Source organism: Gymnodinialimonas sp. JB5-7 (assembly GCF_055693405.1).
Window position 1 is genome coordinate 716982 of record NZ_JBVFUX010000004.1, and the last position, 19680, is coordinate 736661.

Here is a 19680-nt window from a genome sequence, read left to right on the forward strand (position 1 = left end):
CGCTTCAGAACCGGCCCGTCAAAACCGGAACGACACGCCCAACGGCACCTTGCACCGTTTCCATCTCGGACCCGATGCCGCCATAGCTGACGCCAACCGACACATCCGCCATGTCGCTCATCCCCAGATCAAGGCCCAGCTCGACCCGGCCCGATTGCCCCTCCCGGTCGCTGCCGATCAGCACCGGCCCGGCATCTCCGTCCAAATTGAAATTGTCCGAGAACAGCCCGAAGGAAACCGATCCCATCCCTGAAATCTCATGGCTGTAGACCGCGCCAATCGAGGTTTCCGAAAACGTCACCTCCCGCGTGCCCGCGCCAGCCAAACCACCGCTTGTGCCGGTGATCTCCTCCCGGCCCGTCAGATAGGCCAGGGTCGGCGTGATCGTCCCGCCGGTGCCAAGCTCAAAGTCATATCCCAGCGACACGCGCAGAACGGTCGCGTTGCTCTCCGCGCTGCCTGCGGTGCCCAGCAAAACCTGATCATAGTCGTAACGCCCGAACCGCAATGCCGCATCCGCGTGCCAGCCCCCGCGCTCATAAAGCGCGGACAGGGTCAGAACTTGGCCCGTCGCTTCTGCAGTGTCATTTGAGAAATCGAGAACCGAGTCCGCGTCGCTTTGCACAAACGCGACCGAGGCCCCAAGGGTCAGCTCCGGCGTCACCTCGCCGTCCAGGCCCAAGCTCGAACACCGTCGCGGTATACCGGCGCAGATTGTCCTCCGATCGCAGGCCCGAGAATTCGACCCACGGCACAAGAACGACACCGCCCGACCCTTGGCTCGAATAGCTCACCTGCGTGTCGTTCATGCTGGCCAAAAGCCCACCAAAGCCCAGTGTCGGCGCGCGTGAGGCGACATCAACGGCCCCCGCCCCGCCGCGCTGCGGCTCGCCGCGCAGCAGCGTCGAATTCAAAGCGCCCAACGTATTGGCAGCATTGCCCAATTGCACATCCTGTGACGGGCCGGATGGAAGGATGGCGCGCAATGTGTTCTGCGCCATGGCCTGCCCCGCTGGCAAACACAGCCCCACCACGGCCAAAGCCGCCAGTGTCTTTGTCGATGTCATGATATTCCCCAAGGTATTTTGTGATCGCCCCGATCGATCAAAGAAAACCCCATAACACCCTTCTCCGCGAGGTCAGGAAATCCACCAGTCGCAGAGCCTGTCGCCGGACAGGTGCGCGCCTAGAACCGCAGCGCCACGCGCAGCCCGCCCGAAACGGTCTGCATGTCGCCGCCGATGCCCGACAATTCGACCGAGGTCGACAGGTCCATGCCGTGGCCAAGGGCCATCTCGCCGCCCACTTCCACACGACCCGTCCAGCCATCTTCGGCCAGCAGGTCCGCCGCAAGAACACTTCCGGGATCCTGCGTCAGGTAATCGGCATGCAGGCCCGCAAAAAGCGTGCCATCCGCACCCGAATGGGTCAGCCGCGCGCCAAGCGATCCTTGCGAGAAGCTCACCGCGCTGTCGATACCCGCCAAGGCGCCGCCTGTCCCCTCAACCTCTTCCCGGCCGTGGATCAGGCCCACCGTCGGGCTTAACGTGAAGGCGTCGGTCAGGGCCAGATCGTAAGCCCCTTCAAAGGTCGCCGCTGCAAGGGTCACATCCGCCGTGTCCACGCCACCCGCCTGTTCGAACCCGCCCACGCCGTAGACAAGGCTGGCCGTGCCCGACCATGGCCCCGAGCGATAGGCGAAATAGGGTTGCACATAGGTCAGCGTGCCATCGGTTTCGGCACCTGCATCGGACGCATGGACCGTGGAATACCCCAGCGAAAGCCCCGCCACCATATTGGGCCCGATCGCCAGGTCCGCGCCGATCTGCAGCCCGTTTCCGGCCAGAATGCCAGTCCCCGACCCGAATTCGGTGGACCGGAACCCGGTCACCTCGGCCCAGGTGTAAAGGTTGCCCATCATCCCCGGCACGCCCGAGGTCGAGACCGTGACGTCGCCCGCACCGGTGCCATCGGCCACACGGGTCAACTCGATCCGGCCATTGCGCGCTGCAATCGAAACCTGTCCCGCATCCCGCACCGCGCCGTCGGCCCCAACGATCAGCAAGCGCCCACTTGTGCCCGCCGCAGCGACGACAAAGCCGTCGTTCAATCCGGCACCGGGATTGAACGCCGCACTGCCCGACCCCAGAAGAACAACCGCCGCGGGCCCGATGATCGTGTTGGTGAAATCGCCCGTCTGCCCCGCCGCAAAGGCACTGGTGATCAGGATGTAGGGCGTCCCGGCATCCAGGGTGACGTCGTTGAGTTCGGACGTGCCGATCCCGCCGGTTCCGTCGTCGTTGCCACGCACGAAGTTGGCGGATTGAGTGTTCGGGTCGAAGGAGTCCCGATACAGGTGCAAAAAACCGTCATAGGTCTGCACGCTGTTGATGGTGTACCGGCCCGCTGTCTGAACGAGAAAGGCCTGAGCCGACAGGCGCACCGGACCGAGCACGGAACAACACGAGCCGTTTGAAAACGGCCGGTCCCATTCCAACCCGCCCACATTGCTGCCGGAATAGGATTGTGCTCCGGCACTCCCTGCGACGAACACGCAACTGCCGACAACCGCAGCCCACTTACCCAAACCTGTCATCTTGCCTCTCGACTTTTCCGGCGAATCCGTTGCGCCATTGGTGTTGCCCCTTGACGGTATCGGCAAAGTCACGCCGATGCGGGAAGACTTGGTTAACGCAGCGTTAACCAAGCCCGATTGTTGCGCACGCGCCACAAGGTGTGACGCGTGGACGGCCCGATTGTGGCCATATCTTGTGTTTGCCGCCTATTCCCCTCCCCGCGCGCCTCCGCTACACCCGGCCCCATGGCCAAACCCGTCACCACTTTCACCTGCTCTGCCTGTGGCGCGACCCACAAGAAATGGTCCGGCCGCTGCGATGAATGCGGGGAATGGAACACGATCCGCGAAGAAGCGCCTTTGGGTGCAGGCCCGGGCAAAGCCGCGCTTGGCTCGGCCAAGGGCCGCAAGCTGGCCCTGAAAGACCTCCGCACCAAGGAAACGCCGCCGCCCCGTCAATCCGCAGGCGTGGCTGAGCTTGACCGCGTCCTGGGCGGCGGGCTTGTCCCAGCCTCTGCCACACTGGTGGGCGGCGATCCCGGCATCGGCAAATCCACCCTGCTTTTGCAAGCCGCCGCCGCGTTTGCGCGTCAGGGCCTGAAAGTGATCTACGTCTCGGGCGAAGAAGCCACCGCACAGGTCCGCATGCGGGCCGAACGCCTTGGCCTTAGCGACAGCGCCGTGATGCTCGCGGCGGAAACCAACCTGCGCGACATCCTGACAACGCTGGAGGCCGAGCAACCGGATCTGGCCATCATCGACTCGATCCAGACCATGTGGCTCGACACCGTCGACAGCGCGCCCGGCTCCGTCAGCCAGGTCCGCGCCTCTGCCCATGAGCTGACGACCTTCGCCAAGCGGCGCGGCACCGCCGTCATGTTGGTGGGCCATGTCACCAAGGAAGGCCAGATCGCGGGCCCCCGCGTGGTCGAACACATGGTCGACACGGTCCTCTATTTCGAAGGCGAACGCGGGCATCAGTTCCGCATCCTGCGGTCGGTGAAGAACCGCTTCGGCCCAGCGGATGAGATCGGCGTGTTCGAGATGACCGGGCGCGGCTTGGCTGAGGTCTCCAATCCCTCCGCCCTGTTCCTGAGCGACCGTGAAAAGCCCTCTCCCGGCTCCGTCGTTTTTGCGGGCATCGAAGGCACGCGGCCGGTTCTGGTGGAATTCCAGGCACTCGTAGCACCCTCCTCACTCAGCCAACCACGCCGCGCTGTTGTGGGCTGGGACGGCTCGCGCCTGTCAATGATCCTGGCGGTGCTTGAGGCACGCGCAGGCATCACCTTCCAGGGCCTCGACGTCTATCTCAACATCGCAGGCGGCATGCGGATATCCGAACCCGCCGCCGATCTCGCCGTGGCCGCGGCCCTTCTCAGCGCCCGGGAAGACAGCGCATTGCCGGTCGAGACCGTGGTATTTGGGGAACTTTCGCTCTCTGGCGCGCTCCGTCCGGTGTCTCAGGCCGAAAATCGGTTGAAAGAAGCCGTGAAACTTGGTTTTTCCTCTGCAATCGCTCCGGCAGGCTGCCGGATTGCGGATAATGCAGGCGTTTCCGTCCAGTCCATGGCGGACCTCCCCACTTTTGTGGGCGATGTGTTCGGGGCAGGATGAAGCGACTCACGAAGAGGTAGAGGGCAGCTATGGACGGCTTCACCATTTTCGACGGCGTCGTGGGCGGCGTGATCGTGATTTCGGCCATCTTGGCCTATGCGCGCGGCTTCGTGCGCGAGGTTATGTCGATCGCGGGCTGGATCGCAGCGGCCTTCGTGGCCTTCATCTTCGCGCCCAATGCCCTGCCGCTGATCTCGGAGATCCCGTACTTGGGCGATTTCATCGGCGAAAGCCGTGAATTGGGCATTCTGGCCAGCTTTGCCATCGTCTTCGTGCTGGCGCTGGTCGTCGTATCGCTGTTCACGCCGCTCTTCTCATCCGTCGTCCAACGCTCAGCCATCGGCGGAATTGATGCCGCCCTCGGCTTCCTCTTCGGCGTGGCGCGCGGCGTTCTTCTCGTCGTGGTGGCGCTGATCGCCTATGACCGGATCGTGGGGGATGAACCGATCCCCGCGATTTCCGACAGCCGCTCCGCCGCCGTCTTCGCGACACTTCAGGAAGACATCGAGGCACAGATCCCAACCGACATGCCAAGCTGGATTCAGGATCGGTACGAGGCGTTGGTCGGTGGTGAGGAAGAAGCCGCCCCGGCCGAGTAACGCCCACCTGCGGAACGTCTGACAAAACTCTGACCATTTGGACGCATTTTTTGCGATTAACCCGTCCAGTTGGTCACATATCTGACCATTTGGTCACAGTTTCAGTCGCGCTCACCGCCGCCCTAGGGTCATGGCCAGCCCCGCCAAAAGCAGGATGGCGGCGCCGCCCAGATACATCCAAAGACCTGCCCGAATGAAGTCGCTCAGCAGCTCATACGCCTGCTCCGCGTTCTGGAAATCAATTTCGAACGGCAGCCCCAGGTTTGCGCGAACCTCGTCCGCACGGCTGTAGAAATGAACGCCCAGGATCACCGGTGACAGCCCCGCCAAAAGGCAAAACAGGCCCGAGCCGCGCCCGAACAATCCCGTCAGCGCCGCCAGGCCCGCCGCAGCGAATCCACCCAAAAACACCCATGCCTGCCAGGGGCCTTCGACGATCATATCCTGCAGGCCGTCACCAATCAGGGCATTCGGCGAAAGCTCTTGTCCGGCAAAGGGTGGCTCGATCCAGGTGACAAAATAGCTGCACGCCATGGCCGCACCTGCCAGGAAAATGAACAATCGCATGGGCCTGTTCCAATCTGCATTTTTCCGCTCAATTGTGCGTCAGACTACCGCAGATTGTGCTACCGGTCCATTGCTCTACCAAATCGGCGTTTATTTGATTGTGATCCTTTCGTGACACTGCCGCCCCATCCCACTATGCAGGGGCAAGCCCCGGCACCGGAGATTCTGCCCGATGGACGAGACAGCTTTTCCCCGCCATCCGTTCGAGCCTGACGAGGACGACAAACTGCGCGAAGAATGCGGAGTTTTCGGCGTCATTGGCGTCACGGATGCCGCGAACTTCGTGGCGCTTGGCCTGCACGCCTTGCAGCATCGCGGGCAGGAAGCCGGCGGGATCGTCACCTGCGATGCCGACAAGCAGTTTCACTCCGCCCACCGTTTCGGCCTCGTCCGCGACACGTTCACCAGCCAGAAGGTCATGGAAACACTGCCCGGATCGCTTGGCATCGGGCATGTGCGCTATTCCACTGCTGGCTCCAAAGGTGCGACGCAAATCCGCGACGTGCAGCCGTTTTTCGGTGAGTTTTCAATGGGTGGCGCGGCGATTGCCCATAACGGCAACATCGTAAATGCCGACGAATTGCGCCGCGAATTGATCGAGCGCGGCTCGATCTTCCAAAGCTCATCCGACAGCGAATGCATCATTCATCTGATGGCGCGCAGCCTGCAAAAAACGATCCCCGAGCGGATGAAAGACGCCCTGCGTCGCGTGGAAGGCGCGTTCTCGGTTGTGGCCATGACACGCACCAAATTGATCGGCTGCCGCGACGCGCTTGGTGTGCGTCCACTGGTGATCGGGAAGCTTGGCGATGGGTACGCCCTGTCATCCGAGACCTGCGGCCTCGACATCATCGGGGCCGACTACCTGCGCGATGTCGAACCCGGCGAGATGGTCGTGATCACCGACAAGGGCATCGAAAGCTTCCGTCCGTTCGAAAAGCGCCCCTCGCGCTTCTGCATCTTCGAGCATGTCTATTTCAGCCGCCCCGACAGCATCATCGGCGGCCAGTCTGTTTACACCACCCGCCGCCAGATCGGCGTGGAACTGGCCAAAGAAACGCCGGTTGACGCCGATCTTGTCTGCCCCGTCCCCGATAGCGGCACACCAGCCGCCATCGGCTATAGCCAGGAAAGCGGCATTCCCTACGCGATGGGGATCATCCGCAACCAGTACATGGGCCGAACTTTCATCGAACCCACGGAACAGATCCGCAATATGGGCGTGCGCCTGAAGCTGAACGTCAACCGCGCGCTCATCCGAGGCAAGCGCGTGATCCTTGTGGATGACAGCGTGGTGCGCGGCACGACCAGCCGCAAAATCAAGGAGATGATCCTTGATGCTGGCGCGGCCGAAGTGCATTTCCGCATCGCCTCACCGCCGACCGCATGGCCTTGTTTTTATGGCGTTGACACGCCCCAGCGTGAGAAACTTCTGGCCGCGACCATGTCCGAGGACGAGATGCGCGATCATCTGGGGGTCGATAGCCTCAAGTTCATCTCGCTCGATGGTCTGTACCGCGCCGTTGGCGTGGCCGAAGGGCGTGACCCGGCGCAGCCCGCCTATTGCGATGCCTGCTTCTCGGGCGCCTATCCGGTGCGGCCGACCGACCAGCTTGCGAAAGGATTCCAGCTACTGGAGGCCGCGGAATGATCCGCAAACTCTTCCGACGCGACCGTCCCGCACCGGCCTTGCCCGAAGCGGAACTGGCGCGGCGCTTGGTGGATCGCGACTTTTGCAGTCGCGATCGATGGCCATACCGTGCGTGCCGCTGATGGGGCGTTTCGGCCAGATGCGCCGTTCGGCTGGAAGAACCCACCCGAGCCCAAGGGCGACGAAACGTTCGAACTGGGTTACATGGAAATGCTGACGGACAACTACGCGCGCCGCGACGGCAATTTCCTGTTGCGCGCCTACCTGCCCATTCCCGTGAAGGACACCGAGAGTGAGGTGTTCCTTGGCGTTTGGTGCAGCCTGTCCTCCGGCAACCATGCACGCTTCCGGTCTGCCCAACAGCGCGGCGATGCGCAGAATATGGGTGACCAATTCTCGTGGCTCTACACGCAATTGCCCCCGATCAGCGGACCACTTCTGACGAAAGGCGTGCTCGTGCCCTATTCCGAAGGCCGCACACCGCTCTACTGGATCACGGATGAAAAGCACCCTCTCTATCAGGGGCAACAGAACGGCATGGGCGCAAGCGAGATCCTTGAGCTGTACGAAGCGCTGGGGTGCGGCAAGGTTGTGCAGCACCTCAAGGCGTGATCAGCCTGATACGAACCGTAAGATCAGCCGTTCCATCACATCGTCCACACGCACTACGACATAAATCGGCGCGATGAGGCCGATCAGGTTTGTTTCTGAAGGCAATCGACCCTCAGCCTCGCAGCCTCGCGACGCGGCATCGACGTGGATCGCAGCCACCGGATAGGCATTTCCGCGCCGCCGCTCGGCGTCCAGGTAGTTGAACCCAGGGCCGTAATGCGGGCTTGCGCACAGCGGGTCGGTCAGAAAATGGGCGGCAACCAAGCCCTCTTCCCTGGCATAGCCGCTTCCCGGACCGAAAAGACCGGTCTCAGGCGGCGCATCCAGCAGATCAAACAGCGTTTCATCCCCGAAGGTTACGCCAAGCACCTCTGGCAGCGGATCGGGGAGCGTGAATTCGAATGCTGCTGCGTTGAGGGTTGCAACATAGGCCCCATCCTCGAGCGCAAGCGCCACCGGCGCGCCGTCCTGCGCCACCGAAAGGCCGAGCAATTCCGTGCTGCCATCTGCGCGCATCTGCGCTTCTGCAGGTGGGCTCAGCGCGAGCGTGAGACCGACGATAACTGCTTTGAGGCGCACGGCTTATGGCTCCGACACAAAGAAAACGACCGGCCCTATGGTGAGAGCCGGTCGTTCAATTTCAACGGCGGGATACCCGCGCTTGCAGGTCGTCTCAGCGGCGCTTCAGCACAGCCCAACCGCCCGCGACGGCCAGCGTCGCCAGCACAGCTTTGATCACGTCACCCGCAAGGAACGGCGCCATCCAGCCCGACCACAGGGCGGCCCAATCGGTGCCGAGTGTGATCGACGGCCAGATCAGGCCGGGGATGTACAGAACGACCGCAGCGATCAGCGCCAACGGCAGCGTCTTTGCGATATTCGCCGTCCAGCCGCGATCTGCTGCCAGACCCGCAATCCATGCGGTCGCAACGAACCCGATCAGGAAGCCGCCAGTTGGCCCCATCATATAGCCAATGCCCGCGCCCCCGTTGGAGAAAACCGGCAGGCCTGCTGCGCCCTCGGCCAGGTAGGCCAAAAGCGTGATCGCCCCCAAGCGCGAGCCATAGGTCAGCCCGATGGTGAGGATCGCCAATGTCTGCAGCGACAGCGGCACCGGCCCGATCGGCACGCTGAATTGTGCGGCCACGGCAATCAGAAGAGAGCCGGCAAGAACCGCGAAAACCTTGCGCCACAGGCTCTCCTGCCCAAGCGTTGCGGAAAGAAGTGTCGTATCTCGGCCCATGTCGGTGCCTCCTTGTCCCTATCTGGTCGGCGTGGACGCCATTTGCACGAAGGTATTCCTCTGCGGCGCGGCGAAGTCAACATGGGTCACGCTCCCCTTGCGCTTGGGCGGGTGCGCGGGCTAAGGGCGCGCCATGACTCAAAAGCCGCTTGAAAATCGTATCGCCCTTGTCACCGGAGCCTCCCGCGGGCTTGGCGCCGCCTCTGCCGAATGGCTGGCCGCACAGGGCGCCCATGTCGTGGCCGTTGCCCGCACCATCGGCGGGCTGGAAGAGCTGGACGACCGCATCAAGGAAACCGGCGGGCAGGCGACACTGGCCCCCATGGATCTGACCGATGACGGCGCAATCGCGCATCTGTGCCGGTCGATCCACGACCGTTGGGGCCGCGCCGACATCTGGGTGAACGCGATGATCCATGTCACCGCCCTGACCCCGGCCCCACATATCCAACCCAAGGACCTCGACAAGGTTGTCGGCACCAATATCCGCGCATTCTCGCGGCTGGTCAGCAATGTCGAGCCTCTGATCCTGCCCTCCGACGCCCCGCATGCGGTGTTCTTCGACGATCAATGGGACGAAAAATTTGCTGGCGGCTATGCCATGTCGAAAGCCGCGCAGCGCGCCCTGATCCAGTGTTGGCAGGCCGAGACGGTCAAAGCCCCGTTGAACGTGCACCTATTGCGTCCGAACCCGATGCCCACGGCCACACGCGCCCGGTTCTACCCGGGCGAGGATCGTTCGAAACTGGCGGATCCAAGGGAAGAGGCCGCGCGTCTGCTGGCCCCCGCCCTTATCGGCTAGGCGGCGCTGTTGGGGTCGCTTGCGGCGGCGTCCATGGCATCGGCCATTGCTTCGGCCCGCGCCGTCAGCTCCGCCAGCCCGTCTGTCAGCGCGTCCGGCAATTCAGTGCGCGGCCCGGCTTCTTGCAGTTCCGAGATACGGCGCGCGCGGTCGGCCAGACGTTCCTCCGCCGAGCGCAGGGCCTTGTCCTGGTTGGCAATCTTGTCGTTCAGGCCCCGCAATTCGTCCTCCAGGGCAGCTGTCTTGTCAGCCAGCATCAGCCCCGCCATCAAAAGCATCCGCTCGGGCGGGATCCGGCCGATCTGACCAAGGACAACCGCCGCTTCTGTGTCGAGCATCTTGGCCGCCGAGCGCAGATAGCTTTCTTCGCCGTCCTGGCAGGCCACGCTGAAGGCCCGGCCGCCGATTTCAATTTCAACCTCAGGCATGGGCCCCTCCTGCTCCTGCTCCTGCTCCGGCACTGGCCTGACCGGCCTCAACGTCCGCAATGATGCGATCCAGTTCCGCCGCGTCGGCGGCCCGCAATTGGCGCAGCGCTTCGAGTTCGGTGACGAGGCCTGCATCGACCTCTGACGGATCAACCCCACTGTTCGCGAGGGCCAGCTGTGCCGCCAGATCCTCGGCCCGGGTTTTCATGAGGCGAAGCTGGCGGCGAAGCTCAAGAACACGCTCTTCCGGCGTCTCGCCCATGGCTTCGCGCAGTTCTTCGGCCAGGTCGACGGCACGGTCGCACGCTTTGCGCGCTTCATCGCGTTCAGCGCGCGCACGTTCCACCCGGCGGGTCATCACGGCCAGCGCTTTCTCCATATCCTCAACGTCCGGATCATCATCGGAGGCGGGGCTGTCCGGGGTCGGCTCAGGCGTTTCGATCAACGCCGCTTGCGCTTCGGCAAGGGCCGCGTCTTTCTCCTCCAGCTCAGCGGCGCGCGCCGTGAGTTCCGCTTCCTTTTCCGCCAACGCGCTCTGGGCCGCATCACGCGCGGCCTCAGCCTCTGCCAGCCGGGCTTCGAGATCGGATGTGTCGGACGCCGCCGGATCGACCGGAGCCGTGGCCATCGCCAGCGCCTCATCCCGTTCCGCGTTCGCGCGGGTCAGATCCTCGGTTGTCTCGCTCAGCGCGTCCTGCGTCTCGGCCAGCTGCGCTTCCAGCATATTGACCCGCTCGGACAATTCGCCGACACGCGCCTCGGCCTCTTCGCGGGCGGCCTCTGCGGCACCGCTGTCGGTTACGCCTGCTACACTGCCCCTGACCATCGCGGCCTGTCCCGCTGCGATCCGGTCCAGCGCCGTCGCAAGGCGCGCTTCCAATTCCGTGAGTTTTTCGAATTCGGCACTATCGCCCATGGCCGCCTTTGCCCCTCGTCGCCGGGCGCATGATTGGCCGCGCCGGGTCTGGTATGGTTTGCCCCGATGCAAGCCGGGCCTGTCCCGATCTGATGCGCACCGATTGCGTGTCCTGCCTCTGACACATCTACATTTGGGGGTCAAACCGCGCCGGTTTGCAAGGTTTTCCGCGCATCAGACCCCAAAATACGCTGATTTTGGCCCGAAACGCGGCCTCCTGCGCCTTGCACTCAGACCGCGCGATGGTATCACCCGCGGGACGGCGGAGGATCAGCTCCGCTTGCTTGCTGCCAAAAGGAATGTTCCCACGATGGATCTCAAAGCCCTCGCCGCCCGCAATCCCGACCATTGGGCGCGCGCCGCCTGCATCCGCACGCTGACGCTGGATGCCGTTGCCGCCGCGAATTCCGGGCATTCCGGTATGCCGATGGGAATGGCCGATGTGGCGACGGTTCTGTTCGACAAACATCTCAGCTTTGATGCCTCCAAGCCTGACTGGCCAAACCGCGACCGCTTCGTCCTGTCGGCGGGCCATGGCTCCATGCTGATCTATTCGCTGCTCTACCTCACGGGGTACGAGGCGATGACACTGGAGCAGGTGAAGAACTTCCGCCAATTGGGCGCGATCACCGCAGGCCATCCGGAATACGGCCATGTGCCAGGGGTCGAGACGACGACAGGACCACTTGGGCAAGGCATTGCGAATGCCGTGGGCTTTGCGATGGCCGAGGAATCCTTGCGCGCGCGGTGGGGCAAGAAGATAATTGATCACTACACCTACTGCATTGCCGGGGACGGCTGCCTGATGGAGGGCGTGAGTCAGGAGGCCATTGCGCTGGCCGGCCGCCAGGAACTGAGCCGCCTCATCGTGATGTGGGATGACAATGGCATCACCATCGATGGCAACGTGTCCATGTCCGATGTGACGGACCAGAAGGCACGATTTGCGGCGTCGGGTTGGGATGTTTTCAGCTGCGACGGCCACGATCCCGAAGATATCGACCGCGCGCTGACCGAGGCCAAGGCCTCGCCGCGCCCTGCGATGATCGCCTGCAAGACGCATATCGCCATCGGGTCAAGCGCGCAGGACACGGCCAAGGGCCACGGCGCATTGACGGACCCGACACTGGTGGCCGACACCAAGGCCGCCTACGGTTGGACGCATGGCGCGTTTGAAATCCCTGCTGACCTGAAAAGCTGGTGGGAAAGCGTGGGCCAGCGCGGCGTTGGCACGCGCAAGGATTGGGAAGATCGCTTTGCCGCCCTTTCCGCAGGTAAGAAAGCCGAATTTGAACGCGCCTTTGCCGGTGAGATGCCCAAGAAGTTGAGCGCGGCGATCAAGGCGCATAAGAAGGCCCTGTCGGAAGAGCAGCCAAAGGTTGCCACGCGCAAGGCCAGCCAGATGGCGCTGGAGGTCATCAACGCGGTTGTGCCTGAGACGCTGGGGGGATCCGCGGACCTGACGGGGTCGAACCTGACGAACACGCCCGATCTGGGTATCTTCGGCCCGGACGACCGCAAGGGCCGCCACATCCACTATGGCATCCGCGAACATGCGATGGCTGCCGCGATGAACGGCATGTATTTGCACGGCGGTGTGAAGCCCTATGGCGGGACATTCTTCACCTTCACCGACTACGCCCGCCCGTCGATGCGTCTGTCGGCGCTGATGAAGATCGCGCCCGTCTATGTGATGACCCACGACTCGATCGGTGTCGGCGAAGATGGCCCCACGCACCAACCGGTGGAGCATCTCGCCATGCTGCGCGCAACGCCAAACATGAACGTCTTCCGCCCCGCCGACGCGGTCGAGACGGCGGAGGCGTGGGAGATTGCGATTTCCAGCCGCGAGACGCCGTCGACCCTCGCCCTGTCGCGGCAGGGGCTGCCGACGTTGCGGACCGAGCACAAGACAAAGAACCTGACCGAGCAAGGCGCGTACATACTGGCCGATGCCGAAGGCAAGCGTCAGGCGATCCTGATGGCAACGGGCAGCGAGGTTGCGATTGCCATGGCCGCGCGGGACCTGTTGCAGGCTGATGGGATCGGCACGCGCGTTGTGTCCATGCCCTGCTGGGAGCTGTTCGAGGAGCAAGACGAGCGCTACCGCAAGCGCGTTTTGCCGGGCGGTCCCGTGCGGGTGGCCGTTGAGGCCGCGATCCGCTTTGGCTGGGACCGCTGGCTCTACGGCGAGCGCGGCAAGCGTGAGAAGTCGGGCTTTGTCGGCATGCACGATTTTGGCGCGTCTGCGCCAGCAGGCGAGCTTTACGAGCATTTCGGGATCACCGCAGAGGCTGTGGCCGACAAGGTGAATTCGCTTCTCAAATAAACGTCGCACCAGGGATTGGGCCCAGGCGCTCCCGCCCGTCGGCGGCGCCGCTTACGCGGCCCCCCTCCCGTTGGGCGTAGCGCGGCGGGCGGGCTGACGCCCGCGTCGCCGCGGCGCGGGGTGTGACCATGGCATTTCAGTTGCGACGGGCCATGCGGGGCAGGTATTGCGAACGCCTCCGGCGGGCATTTTCGTGGAACAAAGAAGAGCGGGATGTGCCGGTTGCAAGGTTGCAACCGGGGGTCAAGGTATTGAAGTTGCAATGAAACAGCGCCTTCGTTAACCTTTTTCGACGGCCCTGCGCGATGCGAATTCAGTGCGCCTCTTCCGCCTTGCCCCCAAGACCAATGGCGCGCATCAGCGGCGCGAGGACCTTGGTCACGACGGGGATCAACAAGAGGCCAAGGATCAGCCCGCCGATGCCGTCGATCACAGCCTTCACCAGCCAATTGCCAAAGCCTTGCTCGCCCGCGAGGCGTTCGGCCACATCCTTCACCCAATCCTCGGGGGCGTGCCAGCCGATCTCGGCCACCGCATGCAGGATGATGGAGCCGCCGACCCAGAGCATCGCCAAAGTGCCCACAAAGGTCAGCACCTTCAAGAAGGTCGGCATGCCACGCACGATGGCCTCCCCAATTTTCTGGGTCGCGCCAAGGCGCCCGTTCGACGCCATGTGCAGGCCCACATCATCGGCCTTCACGATCAGGGCGACCGCGCCGTAGACCAGAACGGTGATGCCCACGGCCACAACGGCCAAAGCCGCGCCACGGAACCAGAGCGAGTCCGTCTCAAGCGCGGCGAGTGCAATTGTCATGATCTCGGCCGACAGGATGAAGTCGGTCTTGATGGCGCCTTTCACCTTCTGCTCTTCCAGATGCGCGCTGTCTTCAGCGGACATCTTCTTGGCCACCAGCTCTTCTACGTCATGGTGTTTGGGGGACAGCCAATGGTGGACCTTTTCGGCCCCTTCAAAACACAGGTAAGCGCCGCCAAAGATCAGGAAAACCGGGATCAGCCAGGGCGCGAACACCGACAGGATGAGCGCCGCAGGCAGAAGGATCACCAGTTTGTTGAAGATGGAGGCGCGCGCGATCTTCCACACGATGGGCAATTCGCGCCTGGCCTCGAACCCGTGCACATATTTCGGCGTGACGGCAGCATCGTCGATCACGGCACCCGCGGCCTTGGCACCAGCCTTGCCGGCCTGTGCAATCACATCATCGACGGAGGCCGCGGCCACTTTCGCAATGGCTGCCACATCGTCCAAAAGGGCCAGAAGTCCGCTCATCTGCCTGTCTCCACGCGCTTGCTTTGTGTCGCCATATACAATGATGGCCAACCACGTCCACCCGTACCGGGTTCCCGTCCCCGTTAGCGCCACCAGCGCATGTTTGCGCAACCGTTTCCGCTAACATACGGAAAAGGCCGGGCTTTTGGGTTTTCACACGCCGCCGCACCCCCTATCGAAAAGGCACGGATTTGAGGAGGCGAGCACATGACCATCACCCTCGGCATCAACGGCTTCGGCCGGATCGGGCGCGCCACGCTGGCCCACATCGCTGAATCGGCGCGCAATGATGTGCAGGTGGTCAAAATCAATGCGACTGGCCCGATTGAGACCAACGCCCACTTGCTGCGCTACGACAGCGTGCATGGCCGCTTCCCCGGTGAAGTCCGGGTCGACGGCGATACCATGGACCTGGGGCGCGGGCCAATGAAGGTCTTCTCGACCTATGAGCTGGAGGAGCTGGATTGGGAGGGCTGCGATGTGGTCCTGGAATGCACCGGCAAGTTCAATGATGGTCGCAAAAGCGCCGTGCATCTTGAGCGTGGGGCCAAGAAGGTCCTGATCTCGGCCCCTGCCACCAACGTCGACCGCACGATTGTCTACGGTGTGAACCACCGCGATCTTTTGGCGGAAGATCGGATGATCTCGAACGGGTCGTGCACGACCAATTGCCTCGCGCCGCTGGTGAAAGTTTTGAACGAGGCGATTGGGATCGAACGCGGGATCATGACGACGATCCACAGCTATACCGGCGACCAGCCAACATTGGACCGTCGCCACAAGGACCTATACCGCGCACGCGCCGCTGCGATGGCGATGATCCCGACCTCCACCGGCGCGGCAAAGGCGCTGTCTGAGGTTCTGCCTGAGATGGAGGGCAAGCTTGACGGCACCGCCCTGCGGGTTCCCACCCCCAACGTCTCAGCAGTGGACCTGACGTTTGAGGCCGCGCGCGATGTGAGTGTGGCAGACGTGAACGAAGTGGTGGCCGAGGCCGCTGCAGGTCATATGGGCGCGGTTTTGGCCTACGACCCGGAACCCAAGGTTTCCATCGATTTCAACCACACGCCGCATTCGAGCATCTTTGCTCCGGACCAGACCAAGGTCGTCGGCGGGCGGACGGTGCGTGTTCTGGCCTGGTACGACAATGAATGGGGCTTTTCAGTGCGGATGGCCGATGTGGCAGGCGCCATGGGTCGCTTGATGCACTAAAGCCAATCAGGTCAGCGGAATGCCTTGCAGGAACCGGTCTTTGGCGGGCGGCAGGCTTTCGGCGTCGAAGATCATCCAACCGCCTGCATCCGTCTGACGACAGATGAACGAAGCGTCGAACGTGTCAATCTCACCGCCGGTGTCGTTTGTGATCAGATAGCGCACGAACGCCTGAGCTTTTCGGTCCACGGGCTCCGTCGCGTAGAATTCCGTGATTTCGAGGCTTTGGAAACTCTCGACCAACAGGTTCTGGCGAAACACGGCCAGTGCCACGACAATATCGTCAAGCGTGTTGGCCGCGAAGTTTGATCCGGCCACGCGTGCCGTCATCGGCACGTCCACGCAGGCGGCGGATGCGGCAACATCGCCCACGGAAAACAGGCGCGCATTTTCGCGGAAGAATTCTTCGAGGGTCATGGGAATGACCGGTTTGTTGGTGTTACCGGTTAGCGTTCCACAGCACAGGCATTCCGTCAACGTTTTCAGTGGGAACGGTCAGGCAAGACGCCCGTAAAAGGTCATCCGCGCGCTTTCCGACAATTCCACGCCGGGTTCCGCATTATAGGCCAGAACGGCCAGCATCCGCGTCTTGTCGCTTTCATTGGGGCTGACCCGGTGGATGGAGTTGCGGCCCCGGAACAGGACCAGGGTTCCAGGCTCCATCTGCAGAACGTCGGGGGTGGTTGCGCCATCCAGCAGGGCCGCAACGCCGTCATAGTTCATCTCGCCCGCATCGGCATCGCGCAGGTCCTTGATGTATTCAAAACGGCTGCCGGCATCGGGCTTTTCGATCAGCAGCGTGATCGCAAAGGAGGAGTTGTCGAAATGCCACCCCAATTCCTGGCCCCTCTTTGCGTAGTGAATGTTGATGGACGACAGAGGGTCGGCATAGGCGTGCAGCTGTGTCTCGCCCGTTGCTGCCATGACAAAGGCGCGAAACCCGGCATCGTCGTAGAGACGGCGCAAAGGGGAGGTGTCGGCGATGATGTCGTCGCAGATGCAGCCTTTGGAGGAGGTGACCTGACGGTTGGCCGGGTGGCTTTCAGGAAAGTCGGGATTGGCTGGCGAAAGGTAGACGGAGTGCGTCTGGGCACAGAAATAAGCGTCACCCTCCCCCGCACGCGCTTCCGCCTGCATCGCGGCCAAGGCCTTTGGCTGGATGAAATCCGGCAGGACGAGAACGCCGTCACGGGTCAGCGTATCCGCGCAGGCCGCACCGAAGGCCATATCGGTCAGCGGGTATTGCCCGGTGTTGACGATATCGTCGATCTTCATCTTGGCTCTCCCTCTGCGCTGTACCTGACCCTGCCAATCCCAAGGCCCGGTTGAAAGCTGAAATGACATATTGCGATTGAAACGCGCTTTACGCGCGCTGCCCCTCCGCCCATCCTTGGGCCATCACCTTTGCCGGAGGGACGGACGATGACGGACACCTATCTGATTACAGCCGCCGAAATCGAAGCGATGGAGGGTTTGGCGAAGGTTCACTTCCGCAACCCCAATGCCAAGCGGATCAACAAATCACTGGGCGATGCCACCGGGCTGACGGGCCTCGGCATCCATGTGATCGAGGTGGCGCCGGGTGATGAGACAACCGAATACCACGTCCATTACCACGAGGATGAGGCCGTCTTTATCCTGTCGGGCACGGGAACCGCGACGATCGGCGAAGATGAGCACGCCATCGGGCCGGGGGACTTCATCGGCTATCGTGCGGGCGGGCTGGGACATACGATCGTCAATACGGGCACCCAAACCCTGCGCATCCTCGTCATGGGGCAGCGGCTGGATCACGATGTCGGCGACTACCTGCGGCAGGGCAAACGCATCTTCCGCAACAAGGGGCTGGACTACGGACTTGTCGACATTGACGCGATCAGCAACCCGACGCTTGGCGCGAAGAAATAGCCTTCCGCCTGCCTGCTGCCCATGGCAGGGTCCGCCGCGATGACAAATGCGCTTGCCATATGGATCGGGATCGTGCTCGCCGCCTGCCTTGCGGTGGATGCGGTGTTGTTCGGTTGGTCGAATTCCCTGTTTCTCGCTCGTAAATTCGCAGAGCTTTTGCGCTGGATGGCCTTTTGGCGCTGAAGCTGTCGCTAAGCCTTGTGGCAGGTCTATTGCTGTGGCTTTTGATTTGGTTCGGTGGGGGTGGCTTTTCAACACCTCCCGTCCGATCAGCTATGACGCAGGCGCCCCGCGCAATTGGCCCGTCCTATATGACGTGCATTTCAATGGGGCCGAGATCATCCCGTGGGGTTTTGAAGTCGCCGATTGGACGGCAGATACCAGCTACGGAGGTGGGGGCAGCGTATCAGGCCACGTTCCACGTCAGAGTCTTTTCAATCGCTCAGAGGTCAGCTTGCAGGTGGTTTGGATGGAATGGACGACCGGTGAGGCCTGGACCGCGGAGGTCGCAATCGACCATCGAGAGGAATTGCACGCGCAAATCACCCTGTATTTCGAGGCGGACGGCCAGTTTTCGGTCTATCGCCCGAATGCGGCTTTGCGCGAGGGCGGCCTTGGGCGCCCCGCGGCGCACGACGATTATGAGCTGATTGGCCGCATCTGCGGCACGCCGCTCGCAGAAGATGCGCCCCTATTTGCGGAGCTGTCCGATGCACGCGCCCGCAATATCGGTATCGACGTGGACCGCGTTCTTGCGGCAGACGCGCCGCCCCCACCCCCGACCGAATGCAGCGCGGATGTGCAATGATCGGCCCTTCCCAACCCGTGCGATGCGCGGTAAGGAGCCGGTGTTACCGCTAACACATGCGCGGGTGGCCTTGCGATGCACGCAGCCCCGCGCCGACATGGGAAGTCAGGAGGCTCACACATGGCCGTAAAAGTCGCCATCAACGGATTTGGTCGTATCGGGCGCAACGTGCTGCGCGCCATCATCGAATCCGGCCGCACCGATATCGAAGTCGTCGCCATCAACGATCTGGGCCCGGTGGAAACCAATGCGCACCTGCTGCGCTATGACAGCGTCCATGGCCGCTTCCCCGCCACCGTGACCACAACCGAGACCACCATCGACGTGGGCCGGGGCCCGATGGAAGTGACGGCGATCCGCAACCCCGCCGACCTGCCCTGGGGCCATGTTGATATCGTTCTGGAATGCACCGGTATCTTCACCTCGAAAGAGGCGTGCCAGGCGCATCTGGAAAACGGCTCCAGCCGCGTGCTGATCTCGGCGCCGGGCAAGGATGCAGACAAGACGATCGTCTACGGCGTGAACCATGACAGCCTGACCTCTGACGACATCGTCGTCTCGAACGCATCGTGCACCACGAACTGCCTGTCGCCGGTCGCCAAGGTCCTCAACGACGCCGTGGGCATCACCAAAGGCTTCATGACGACGATCCACAGCTATACCGGCGATCAGCCCACGCTGGATACGATGCACAAGGATCTCTACCGCGCCCGCGCCGCTGCCATGTCGATGATCCCGACCTCGACCGGAGCCGCAAAGGCCGTCGGACTGGTTCTGCCGGAACTCAACGGCAAGCTCGACGGTGTCGCGATCCGCGTGCCCACACCCAACGTTTCAGTCGTAGACCTGACGTTCGAGGCCTCCAAGGCCACCACGGTCGAAGAGGTCAACAACGCGATCATCGCCGCCGCCGACGGCCCGCTGAAAGGTGTGCTTGGCTACACGGACGAGCCGCTGGTGAGCATGGACTTCAACCACGATCCGCATTCGTCGGTCTTCCATCTCGATCAGACCAAGGTGCTGGACGGCAACATGGTCCGTATCCTCAGCTGGTATGACAACGAATGGGGCTTCTCCAACCGGATGAGCGACACGGCTGTGGCCATGGGCAAGCTCATTTGAAGCGAC

The 19680-nt window shown here is 62.7% G+C and carries 22 protein-coding genes; 11 read left to right on the forward strand and 11 right to left on the reverse strand.

Translation table 11 applies throughout. From position 1 onward, the window contains the following. Window positions 1-4: 4 nt before the first annotated feature. From ACZ1HK_RS04440 to ACZ1HK_RS04450, 3 genes are all read right to left on the reverse strand, one after another. Window positions 5-682, reverse strand: coding sequence for an autotransporter outer membrane beta-barrel domain-containing protein (locus tag ACZ1HK_RS04440; RefSeq protein WP_472627630.1), 678 nt, complete (start codon window positions 680-682; stop codon window positions 5-7). After that, window positions 585-1067 (reverse strand): hypothetical protein, encoded by a 483-nt coding sequence (locus ACZ1HK_RS04445; RefSeq protein ID WP_472627631.1) that lies wholly within the window; start codon window positions 1065-1067, stop codon window positions 585-587. Before ACZ1HK_RS04445 ends, ACZ1HK_RS04440 begins: the two co-directional genes overlap by 98 nt. Window positions 1068-1186: 119 nt before the next feature. Then, a complete protein-coding gene (locus ACZ1HK_RS04450; protein ID WP_472627632.1) occupies window positions 1187-2587 on the reverse strand; it encodes an autotransporter domain-containing protein in 1401 nt (466 codons plus the stop codon). A 234-nt stretch (window positions 2588-2821) separates the two neighbouring features. On the opposite strand from ACZ1HK_RS04450, the gene radA reads away from it, so the two are divergent. Together radA and ACZ1HK_RS04460 are read left to right on the forward strand one after the other, a co-directional pair. Beyond that, window positions 2822-4189, forward strand: a complete 1368-nt coding sequence (gene radA / locus ACZ1HK_RS04455; protein WP_472627633.1) for a DNA repair protein RadA — start codon at window positions 2822-2824, stop codon at window positions 4187-4189. Between the two features lie 29 nt (window positions 4190-4218). Continuing rightward, window positions 4219-4788: a CvpA family protein gene (locus tag ACZ1HK_RS04460; RefSeq protein ID WP_472627634.1), complete on the forward strand. Its 570-nt coding sequence runs from the start codon at window positions 4219-4221 to the stop codon at window positions 4786-4788. Window positions 4789-4899: 111 nt separating this feature from the next. On the opposite strand, the gene ACZ1HK_RS04465 is transcribed toward ACZ1HK_RS04460, so the two are convergent. Beyond that, window positions 4900-5355, reverse strand: coding sequence for a hypothetical protein (locus ACZ1HK_RS04465; RefSeq protein WP_472627635.1), 456 nt, complete (start codon window positions 5353-5355; stop codon window positions 4900-4902). Window positions 5356-5527: 172 nt separating this feature from the next. Between ACZ1HK_RS04465 and purF the strand changes: the two genes are divergently transcribed. Together purF and ACZ1HK_RS04475 are read left to right on the forward strand one after the other, a co-directional pair. Further along, entirely contained in the window at window positions 5528-7006 is a 1479-nt protein-coding gene (gene purF, locus ACZ1HK_RS04470) for an amidophosphoribosyltransferase (RefSeq protein WP_472627636.1), read from the forward strand. 108 nt (window positions 7007-7114) lie between these two features. After that, the gene (locus tag ACZ1HK_RS04475; protein WP_472627637.1) at window positions 7115-7618 is read left to right on the forward strand and encodes a DUF2199 domain-containing protein; all 504 of its coding nucleotides are present in this window, start codon (window positions 7115-7117) and stop codon (window positions 7616-7618) included. Here ACZ1HK_RS04475 and ACZ1HK_RS04480 read toward each other — a convergent pair whose 3' ends face one another. Together ACZ1HK_RS04480 and ACZ1HK_RS04485 are read right to left on the reverse strand one after the other, a co-directional pair. Continuing rightward, window positions 7619-8197, reverse strand: a complete 579-nt coding sequence (locus ACZ1HK_RS04480) for a hypothetical protein (protein ID WP_472627638.1) — start codon at window positions 8195-8197, stop codon at window positions 7619-7621. Window positions 8198-8291: 94 nt separating this feature from the next. Continuing rightward, on the reverse strand, window positions 8292-8861 hold the full coding sequence (locus tag ACZ1HK_RS04485; RefSeq protein ID WP_472627639.1) for a biotin transporter BioY: 570 nt from the start codon (window positions 8859-8861) through the stop codon (window positions 8292-8294). 133 nt (window positions 8862-8994) lie between these two features. On the opposite strand from ACZ1HK_RS04485, the gene ACZ1HK_RS04490 reads away from it, so the two are divergent. Next, window positions 8995-9663 (forward strand): SDR family NAD(P)-dependent oxidoreductase, encoded by a 669-nt coding sequence (locus ACZ1HK_RS04490; protein WP_472627640.1) that lies wholly within the window; start codon window positions 8995-8997, stop codon window positions 9661-9663. On the opposite strand, the gene ACZ1HK_RS04495 is transcribed toward ACZ1HK_RS04490, so the two are convergent. Together ACZ1HK_RS04495 and ACZ1HK_RS04500 are read right to left on the reverse strand one after the other, a co-directional pair. Continuing rightward, window positions 9660-10091, reverse strand: a complete 432-nt coding sequence (locus ACZ1HK_RS04495) for a cell division protein ZapA (protein WP_472627641.1) — start codon at window positions 10089-10091, stop codon at window positions 9660-9662. The genes ACZ1HK_RS04490 and ACZ1HK_RS04495 overlap by 4 nt on opposite strands. Next, the gene (locus tag ACZ1HK_RS04500) at window positions 10084-11007 is read right to left on the reverse strand and encodes a hypothetical protein (RefSeq protein WP_472627642.1); all 924 of its coding nucleotides are present in this window, start codon (window positions 11005-11007) and stop codon (window positions 10084-10086) included. The genes ACZ1HK_RS04495 and ACZ1HK_RS04500 overlap by 8 nt, the downstream gene beginning before the upstream one ends. A 310-nt stretch (window positions 11008-11317) precedes the next feature. Between ACZ1HK_RS04500 and tkt the strand changes: the two genes are divergently transcribed. Beyond that, a complete protein-coding gene (gene tkt, locus ACZ1HK_RS04505) occupies window positions 11318-13336 on the forward strand; it encodes a transketolase (protein ID WP_472627643.1) in 2019 nt (672 codons plus the stop codon). 313 nt (window positions 13337-13649) lie between these two features. Here the strand turns inward: tkt and ACZ1HK_RS04510 are convergent, their stop codons facing one another. Further along, window positions 13650-14624, reverse strand: coding sequence for a DUF808 domain-containing protein (locus ACZ1HK_RS04510; RefSeq protein ID WP_472627644.1), 975 nt, complete (start codon window positions 14622-14624; stop codon window positions 13650-13652). A gap of 207 nt (window positions 14625-14831) precedes the next feature. On the opposite strand from ACZ1HK_RS04510, the gene gap (ACZ1HK_RS04515) reads away from it, so the two are divergent. Then, entirely contained in the window at window positions 14832-15836 is a 1005-nt protein-coding gene (gene gap, locus ACZ1HK_RS04515; protein WP_472627645.1) for a type I glyceraldehyde-3-phosphate dehydrogenase, read from the forward strand. A 6-nt stretch (window positions 15837-15842) separates the two neighbouring features. Here gap (ACZ1HK_RS04515) and ACZ1HK_RS04520 read toward each other — a convergent pair whose 3' ends face one another. Together ACZ1HK_RS04520 and ACZ1HK_RS04525 are read right to left on the reverse strand one after the other, a co-directional pair. After that, a complete protein-coding gene (locus ACZ1HK_RS04520) occupies window positions 15843-16253 on the reverse strand; it encodes a hypothetical protein (protein ID WP_472627646.1) in 411 nt (136 codons plus the stop codon). A 78-nt stretch (window positions 16254-16331) separates the two neighbouring features. Continuing rightward, entirely contained in the window at window positions 16332-17111 is a 780-nt protein-coding gene (locus ACZ1HK_RS04525) for a HalD/BesD family halogenase (protein WP_472627647.1), read from the reverse strand. A 147-nt stretch (window positions 17112-17258) separates the two neighbouring features. On the opposite strand from ACZ1HK_RS04525, the gene ACZ1HK_RS04530 reads away from it, so the two are divergent. The 4 genes from ACZ1HK_RS04530 to gap (ACZ1HK_RS04545) all read left to right on the forward strand — a co-directional run bounded on the left by ACZ1HK_RS04530 (window position 17259) and on the right by gap (ACZ1HK_RS04545) (window position 19674). Further along, window positions 17259-17744 carry a cupin domain-containing protein gene (locus ACZ1HK_RS04530; RefSeq protein ID WP_472627648.1) on the forward strand — a complete coding sequence of 162 codons (486 nt, stop codon included), beginning with the start codon at window positions 17259-17261 and terminating at the stop codon, window positions 17742-17744. 39 nt (window positions 17745-17783) lie between these two features. Continuing rightward, a complete protein-coding gene (locus ACZ1HK_RS04535) occupies window positions 17784-17927 on the forward strand; it encodes a hypothetical protein (RefSeq protein ID WP_472627649.1) in 144 nt (47 codons plus the stop codon). 34 nt (window positions 17928-17961) lie between these two features. Beyond that, on the forward strand, window positions 17962-18552 hold the full coding sequence (locus ACZ1HK_RS04540) for a hypothetical protein (protein WP_472627650.1): 591 nt from the start codon (window positions 17962-17964) through the stop codon (window positions 18550-18552). 120 nt (window positions 18553-18672) lie between these two features. After that, on the forward strand, window positions 18673-19674 hold the full coding sequence (gene gap / locus ACZ1HK_RS04545; RefSeq protein ID WP_472627651.1) for a type I glyceraldehyde-3-phosphate dehydrogenase: 1002 nt from the start codon (window positions 18673-18675) through the stop codon (window positions 19672-19674). The last annotated feature ends 6 nt before the right edge of the window (window positions 19675-19680 follow it).

Coding starts and splice junctions, on each gene's coding strand:
- ACZ1HK_RS04445 (WP_472627631.1), bottom strand. CDS start 1,067: ATGACATCGACAAAGACACTGGCGGCTTTGGCCGTGGTGGGGCTGTGT.
- radA (WP_472627633.1), top strand. CDS start 2,822: ATGGCCAAACCCGTCACCACTTTCACCTGCTCTGCCTGTGGCGCGACC.
- ACZ1HK_RS04460 (WP_472627634.1), top strand. CDS start 4,219: ATGGACGGCTTCACCATTTTCGACGGCGTCGTGGGCGGCGTGATCGTG.
- ACZ1HK_RS04465 (WP_472627635.1), bottom strand. CDS start 5,355: ATGCGATTGTTCATTTTCCTGGCAGGTGCGGCCATGGCGTGCAGCTAT.
- purF (WP_472627636.1), top strand. CDS start 5,528: ATGGACGAGACAGCTTTTCCCCGCCATCCGTTCGAGCCTGACGAGGAC.
- ACZ1HK_RS04485 (WP_472627639.1), bottom strand. CDS start 8,861: ATGGGCCGAGATACGACACTTCTTTCCGCAACGCTTGGGCAGGAGAGC.
- ACZ1HK_RS04490 (WP_472627640.1), top strand. CDS start 8,995: ATGACTCAAAAGCCGCTTGAAAATCGTATCGCCCTTGTCACCGGAGCC.
- ACZ1HK_RS04495 (WP_472627641.1), bottom strand. CDS start 10,091: ATGCCTGAGGTTGAAATTGAAATCGGCGGCCGGGCCTTCAGCGTGGCC.
- ACZ1HK_RS04500 (WP_472627642.1), bottom strand. CDS start 11,007: ATGGGCGATAGTGCCGAATTCGAAAAACTCACGGAATTGGAAGCGCGC.
- tkt (WP_472627643.1), top strand. CDS start 11,318: ATGGATCTCAAAGCCCTCGCCGCCCGCAATCCCGACCATTGGGCGCGC.
- ACZ1HK_RS04510 (WP_472627644.1), bottom strand. CDS start 14,624: ATGAGCGGACTTCTGGCCCTTTTGGACGATGTGGCAGCCATTGCGAAA.
- gap (WP_472627645.1), top strand. CDS start 14,832: ATGACCATCACCCTCGGCATCAACGGCTTCGGCCGGATCGGGCGCGCC.
- ACZ1HK_RS04520 (WP_472627646.1), bottom strand. CDS start 16,253: ATGACCCTCGAAGAATTCTTCCGCGAAAATGCGCGCCTGTTTTCCGTG.
- ACZ1HK_RS04525 (WP_472627647.1), bottom strand. CDS start 17,111: ATGAAGATCGACGATATCGTCAACACCGGGCAATACCCGCTGACCGAT.
- ACZ1HK_RS04530 (WP_472627648.1), top strand. CDS start 17,259: ATGACGGACACCTATCTGATTACAGCCGCCGAAATCGAAGCGATGGAG.
- ACZ1HK_RS04535 (WP_472627649.1), top strand. CDS start 17,784: ATGACAAATGCGCTTGCCATATGGATCGGGATCGTGCTCGCCGCCTGC.
- gap (WP_472627651.1), top strand. CDS start 18,673: ATGGCCGTAAAAGTCGCCATCAACGGATTTGGTCGTATCGGGCGCAAC.